The following is a 6,061-nucleotide window of genomic DNA, read 5'->3' on the forward strand; positions in this document are numbered from 1 at the left end:
CATTGGCGTCCAACTTCGAGTTGGCCGGGTTGAAGGCGAAGTCGTACTTCAATGAGGCGTCGTCAGGCTGAAAGCGTTGGGACGGCGGATTGTGCTCCACAAAGCCGCCGAAGTGCTTGATAGTCGCGGGGGAAGCAACCTCGATTTTGCCCTTTGCAATTGGGCCGGTGATGTAGTTGGAGAACGTTCGTTTCAGATTCCAGCTCAGGCTCGCGGTCTCAATAGCGGGAACGCTCGCCGCGTGTGCAGACGGGGCGACGACGACACCCGCTGCAAGCAGAAACGTCGCCGCAGCGGCAGATTTACGGGTCGGGAACATGTGGATCTCCTTAGGTGCGGTCGGGGAAGAGGAGGTTGCGCGTGTGCGAGCCGAGGGCGTTGGTGTCAGTGCGCGTGGGGGATACGTGGATCGATTCCCCATGCCGGCGGACCTCGAGGGGATACTCGTATACTGCAGACAGGGTCTCGCTGGTAAACACCTGGTCAATAGGGCCGCTGGCGGCCACGCGACCTCGGTTGAGACAGGTCACTTGGTCGCAATAATTGGCCGCTGCGTTGAGATCGTGCAGCACCACCACGACGGTGCTCCCGCTACGCGCCGCCTGCCGGATGAGTCCAAGGGCACGCTCTTGGTGCTTAACATCCATGGCCGCTGTTGGCTCATCGAAGAACACCACCGGGGTGGTCTGCGCGAGGACACGCGACATGGCCACGCGGGCGCGCTCGCCGCCGGAGAGTGTCACGACTTCACGGCCGGCAAGGTGGGAAACCCCGGTGGCCTCGAGGGCGGCATCGATAATCGCGTTGTCCTCCTCCGGGCTGCTCGTGCCTTCCCACGGCGAACGTCCCATCGCCACGACATCGCGGACGAGGAATGAGAAGGTGACGGACACGTCCTGCAACATGACAGCGCGCTTCCTGGCCATCGCTTTTGGCTTGGCATGCCGCGGCTCAACACCGTCGATCTGCAGCACGCCCGAGGCAACGGGGATGTCTCCAGAGAGTGAGGCGAGCAGCGTCGACTTACCTGCGCCGTTCGGGCCGATGAGGCCGGTGACGGTGCCAGGTGCGGCGTGAAAAGAAACGTCGGAAAGCAACTCGGCGTCGCCGATGCGGACGGTCATGTTGTGCGCCTCAACGCTCATGTCAGTGCACCCCCTTGCGCATCATTTGACGAAGTAGAATGAAGAACGTCGGCCCGCCGACGAGCGCGGTGAAGATGCCGATGGGCATATCCGCGTACGCGATGAGGTTGCGCGCCACCACGTCTGCAACCGCGATCAGCGCCGCGCCGCCGAGTGCTGATGCCGGGATGAGCACGCTATTCGACGGTCCAACAGCAGTGCGGATGATGTGGGGAATCACCAAACCGACGAAGCCGATGAGTCCTGCGTAGGACACTGCGCCTGCGCTCAGTAGCGTCGCCAGGAGCACGCTGATTGTTCGCAACCGCTGTACGTTGACACCAACGTGCGATGCGGCGCCTTCTCCGAGCGCCAGCAGATCGAGCTTCCGGCCGAGGAACAGCGCGCACACAATTCCGAATGCCGCAATGCAGGCGACGGGGGTGACGTGCTTCCACTGTGCACCGGCGAGGGTGCCCATCTGCCAGAAAATGATCTGCTCACGCGCAGTCGAGGGTGCGAGGAACAGCAGGAATGAAATGGTTGCGCCAGCGACGGCGTTTACCGCGATGCCCACCAAGATCAAGTTGACAACCGCGGTCTTACCGCGGTGCCTCGCCAACGCCCACACCAATAGCGTCGTGGCTAAGCCGGCGACAAATGCGCCGATTGGGATGGTCATGGTGCCTGCGAAGCTCGCCCCGCTGACGATGAAAATCGCTGCACCGACGCCGGCACCCGAGGTCACACCCATCACTGAGGGCTCAGCCAGCGGGTTGGCGAAGACAGCTTGCATGAGCGCGCCCCCCACGCCGAGCGCAGCGCCGACAAGAATGCCCAAGATCAGCCGGGGGATACGCACCTGCCAAATGACAGAGGCATCCATGCCGTCAACGCCGAAGGGGCCGCGAGCGAGAATCCGCGGCAGGTCCCCGAGGTGGACGGTGTATTGGCCGACGCTTAGCGACACGACGAACGTCACCGCAAGCAGCACGACGAGTCCGATGAACAGCGCGATGCGGCGCCGGTGTCGCTGCGCGAACACCTGGTCTACGTAGTTAGCCATTCGTGCGCTGCCCGCTCTTTGTGTCCACCGAGCCGGTGTTGGCACCTTCGCCGTACAGCAGTTTCGCGGCGCGCAAGAGGAGCTCTCCAGTTTGGGGGCCGAAGGCGAGGGAGTCGCCGTCATTCATCGTGATCGCGCGTTGATTCTGCCCGGCGATTGTCTGCACGACACCCGGTCGCTGGAGTAGCCCTTCCATGCCGCCGGTGGACTCGAGGCCCTTCGTCATCAGTACAAACATCTCGGGGTTGAGCTCAGCGAGCGCTTCGGGGCTGGCCGGCTTCAGATCGGTGATGCCGGCCTCGGCCGCCATGTCGCGACCGCCTAGGGCATTGATCAGGCTGGTAGATCCGTAGTCCTCGCCAATGATGTAGAAGATGCCACCGGTGCCACGAAGGTACAGAAACGCCATGCGCAGCGGCTCAGCAGGCTTGATCTCATCGATCACGGCAAGCGCCTCTTCAACCTCGCGCATGCTGCGTTCGGCGAGCTTCTCGCCCTCCTCGGGCAAACCAACCACCGAAGCCACCAGGCGGATATCGTCGCCGATGGTCTCCAGCGAACGCTTGGGGTTCATCATCACCGTGGTGATACCTGCGTTGCGGATTTGCTCAATCACCTCTGGCGGGCCGACGGACTCATCCACAATCACCAGTGTTGGGTTCAGCTCCAAGATGGCCTCGGCGTTGAGGTTGTGGCCACCCACGGTGACCACTGGGCGGTCAGCCAAGGAGGGTTCCGTGCTCGACACCGTTCTGCCTACGATGTTCTCGTTGAGCCCCAGACCAGTCAGGGTCTTGGTGTAGGTGCCGTACAGGTCGAGCGCCAGGATGCGGGAGACATCGGTTACCTCAACGTCGAAGCCTTTCGCGTCTACCAGCGAAACAGGGAGGGCTGGTGTTGGGTTGGTAGCCACAGGGGCAACGTCGTCAAGCGAAGGCACGGTCTTCACACCCTGCGCCGCGCGCGGATCGACTTGGCCCGCTTCCGTGCGTAACTCGCTCGCGAGCTCAGCGTTCACACTCGATGTGCCGTCCCAGCTTGCACAACCGGTTAAGGCGAGCATGCAGACGAGGACGGTGGCTACTAGTCTCCTCATTAGGGTGGGATCTCCTTAGACGCTCGGGGCCTTGCGGCCGAAGTTGATAATGCTGCCGCCGCCGATAACCAGTGACGCGAGCAAGGCAAGTACCGACGGCACGCTGTTGCCGTCGAGGTTGAGACCGGACGGCGAGGCCCCGGAAGACTTGATCCGGAACTGGTCTTCGCCATCCCCGGTCTGCTCCTTGAATCCACCGAGCGAAGCGTTGTCGCCCATGCTTTGTGCTGCGGCGGTGGAGGACGCTGCGCCCGGGCCTGTCCCGTCCACACCGACACCGTCAGCACGCAGTGCCGCAGCGGCATCGGTGGAGCTGGACTTGCCCTGCGCGTCGCCTTTTGTTGCTCCTCCCTGCCCTTGGGCACAGTTCGGGGCGCCGCTGAGACTCGCGGTGAAATTGATCGGGTCCAGCGGGTCGCCTGCGGGGTAGAAGTTGGCGAACGCCTCGGCTCCAACTGGTGTCAGCGTGGTGGTTGCTGAACCGGAAACTGCGGAATCGGAGACGTCCAGCGACGTGAACGTGAGATTGGCCATGGCGACGCGGCCGTAGTCGCCGGGGTTGCCTTCGACATCGTTCGACGTGACATCCATGACAAGCAATCCCGCGTTGCCCTTGAATTGCACCTCGATGTTGGAGAAGCGGGTTTCAAGAATGCCCTTGTGGCCGTAGAACTCAATGGTTCCAGGGAAGAGGATCGTGCCTTCCTTGGTCTGCGGATTCACGGCTCCGCCTTGCGCCTTGAAGCGGTATTGGCCGTCGGAATACGCGACGTTGTTGGAAAGGTTCCAGCCACCCTTGGCAATCTGGCCCTGGATGTACGCGCGGAACGTGGAACGTACACCCCACGCGAAGTCGCCGCTGGTCACGCCCTTCGAGGCGGGGGCAGTGCAGATGTCGTTGGATACGGCCTGGGCTGCGGGTGCAGCTCCAGCTCCAGCTCCAGACTGCCCAGAGCTGGCTGCTCGGCTCGGGGCGGCACCACCCGATGGGCCTGCGATGCCACCTCCGCCGCCGCTACCGCCATCGGCCGCGTCAGCGGTGGAGAATCCTCTGCTGTTGGGCGCTGCAGCAACGCCGCCGGTACCAGTGCCAGCCGCACCAGCACCTGTCGGAGGAGCTTCAGCAGACGTGGCAGCGCTGGTACCCCACACCCGGTCGTGGAACTGGCCGGAGTTGTCCATGAGATTTTCAGTGTTGGTGATCAGCCCGTTGACTTCAATGAGAGTGTCGTTGACTTGGCCGAGCAGTTTGGCTGCGCCCTCGGTGGCGTTGGAGCGTGTGGCGGCACCACCACTACCTGAGTTTCCACTGGTCCCCGAGGGTGCGCCGGAGCCCGCCCCCATCTTAAGGCTGAGGTTGAGCGGGGAAAGGGGCTCACCAGCAGGGTAGAAATCCGCGAATACCTTGCTTGCACCTTCGGTAGACACCTTGGTGTCACCGGTGAGGGTGACGGTGTCTTGCGAGAAATCGGGAGCGGCTGAGAAAGCGACGGTGGCTAAGACCGCCTCCTTGCCTGTGAACAATGGGCCGATGTTGCCTGGCACGCCGGTGTTCTCGCGGCTCTCATAATCCACTCGAATCTCACCGCTGGTGCCGTTGATCACCAGTTTCATGTTGGTGAGCTTGATGTCAAGCGTCCCTTTGTGGCCATAGAACCGGATCCCGCCGTCAAATGCAATGGTGCCCGCATTCGCCCCCGTAATGTTCGAGTTGGCAACTGGGATGGTGAATACGCCGTTAGCGAGCGTGATCCCGCCGGAGGTCTGCACCTCACCCTTGGCAACGGGGCCCATGATGTACTTCATGAAGGAGTCGCGGATTGACCACTGCATTTGCCCGGATTGCACGGTCCGGTTGCTGGCGGCCTGCGCCGTGGCTTCGGGGGCCGCAATGAGTGGAAAGCCGATGGCCCCACCGGCAGTAAGCAGCGCCCCAGAGATGGTGAGGGCCGCAATTCTGTTAGCCCGTTGTTTGCTAGCTTTCCGCATCCTGTCGACTCCCTCTAGAATTCTACCAAGCTTAGGCTACACTAATTTAGCCATGGCTTAGTTTAAAACGCAAGTAGGAAGGGAAAACCCATGCGGGACAAGATCGATGCATCGTTTGCCATGCTCTACCCCGACGTTGATCCGGGAACGCCATTGCCGCCGTCAACCTGGGAGCGAGTGGCGGTGTCCTTGAGCTCCGGCGTGTTGTTCTTCGGCGTCGCGGCAGGCGACCTCATCATCGCCGGTGTGGGCCTGTTTTTGGTGCTGGTGGCGACGGTGATGCCAACGCAGCGCGCCGACCGGCGCACCCGAAACGAAGCTCGCGCGCGGTTCCCGCAGGTGCCTTGGGCTGAAAAGGACGTGTCACACCAATACGAGCCTGCGACGGTGATCGGTGTGACCTGGGCGGCTATCGCGATCGTCGCCGTTCTCGCGCTGCTACTCGTGCCAGCGAAGTTCAGCCTTCTTGCCGCGGGGGTGTGCGGCGTAGCCGCAGCAGTGATCATGTGGTTCGTCCCCGGGATCCACCCGTCCCGGCAGCCGGAGATTCTTGGCTACGAGTACGAAGACGACTCTTTAGATGCCCCCCGCGATGTGGAGGAGACTGCAACGTTCAGCCGCGTCGAGCAATAGCCTGCTCGTACACCTCGACCACTGCTTCGGTCGAGGTGCGCCAGTTCCAGCGCAACGCTTCCTCGCGCGCGGCGTCGTCGTCAAGTGGCGTTGTGGAGATCACCTCGCCGTTATGGAAGACCACCGCGCCGTTTTCGGCGATGAACGTCTCGC

General features: G+C 62.5%; 6 protein-coding genes. 1 reads left to right on the forward strand and 5 read right to left on the reverse strand.

The window, feature by feature from the left end; translation table 11 throughout:
- The 5 genes from HMPREF2736_RS03505 to HMPREF2736_RS03525 all read right to left on the reverse strand — a co-directional run.
- The coding region (locus HMPREF2736_RS03505; protein WP_210384510.1) for an HtaA domain-containing protein at window positions 1–319 on the reverse strand (319 nt) is incomplete at its 3' end.
- Between the two features lie 10 nt (window positions 320–329).
- Window positions 330–1,145: a heme ABC transporter ATP-binding protein gene (locus HMPREF2736_RS03510; protein WP_070452410.1), complete on the reverse strand. Its 816-nt coding sequence runs from the start codon at window positions 1,143–1,145 to the stop codon at window positions 330–332.
- 1 nt (window position 1,146) lies between these two features.
- The gene (locus HMPREF2736_RS03515) at window positions 1,147–2,190 is read right to left on the reverse strand and encodes a FecCD family ABC transporter permease (RefSeq protein WP_070452407.1); all 1,044 of its coding nucleotides are present in this window, start codon (window positions 2,188–2,190) and stop codon (window positions 1,147–1,149) included.
- Window positions 2,183–3,286: a heme/hemin ABC transporter substrate-binding protein gene (locus HMPREF2736_RS03520; RefSeq protein WP_070452404.1), complete on the reverse strand. Its 1,104-nt coding sequence runs from the start codon at window positions 3,284–3,286 to the stop codon at window positions 2,183–2,185. Before HMPREF2736_RS03520 ends, HMPREF2736_RS03515 begins: the two co-directional genes overlap by 8 nt.
- 15 nt (window positions 3,287–3,301) lie before the next feature.
- Window positions 3,302–5,119: an HtaA domain-containing protein gene (locus HMPREF2736_RS03525; RefSeq protein WP_070828902.1), complete on the reverse strand. Its 1,818-nt coding sequence runs from the start codon at window positions 5,117–5,119 to the stop codon at window positions 3,302–3,304.
- A gap of 246 nt (window positions 5,120–5,365) precedes the next feature.
- On the opposite strand from HMPREF2736_RS03525, the gene HMPREF2736_RS03530 reads away from it, so the two are divergent.
- Window positions 5,366–5,908, forward strand: a complete 543-nt coding sequence (locus HMPREF2736_RS03530; protein WP_070828903.1) for a hypothetical protein — start codon at window positions 5,366–5,368, stop codon at window positions 5,906–5,908.
- The last annotated feature ends 153 nt before the right edge of the window (window positions 5,909–6,061 follow it).

The organism is Corynebacterium sp. HMSC036E10 (genome assembly GCF_001836265.1).
Taxonomy (GTDB): Bacteria; Actinomycetota; Actinomycetes; order Mycobacteriales; family Mycobacteriaceae; genus Corynebacterium; species Corynebacterium coyleae.

Excerpts from the sequence above, each read along its gene's own strand:
- HMPREF2736_RS03520 (WP_070452404.1), bottom strand. The coding sequence starts at position 3,286 with ATGAGGAGACTAGTAGCCACCGTCCTCGTCTGCATGCTCGCCTTAACC.
- HMPREF2736_RS03515 (WP_070452407.1), bottom strand. The coding sequence starts at position 2,190 with ATGGCTAACTACGTAGACCAGGTGTTCGCGCAGCGACACCGGCGCCGC.
- HMPREF2736_RS03510 (WP_070452410.1), bottom strand. The coding sequence starts at position 1,145 with ATGAGCGTTGAGGCGCACAACATGACCGTCCGCATCGGCGACGCCGAG.
- HMPREF2736_RS03530 (WP_070828903.1), top strand. The coding sequence starts at position 5,366 with ATGCGGGACAAGATCGATGCATCGTTTGCCATGCTCTACCCCGACGTT.
- HMPREF2736_RS03525 (WP_070828902.1), bottom strand. The coding sequence starts at position 5,119 with ATGCAGTGGTCAATCCGCGACTCCTTCATGAAGTACATCATGGGCCCC.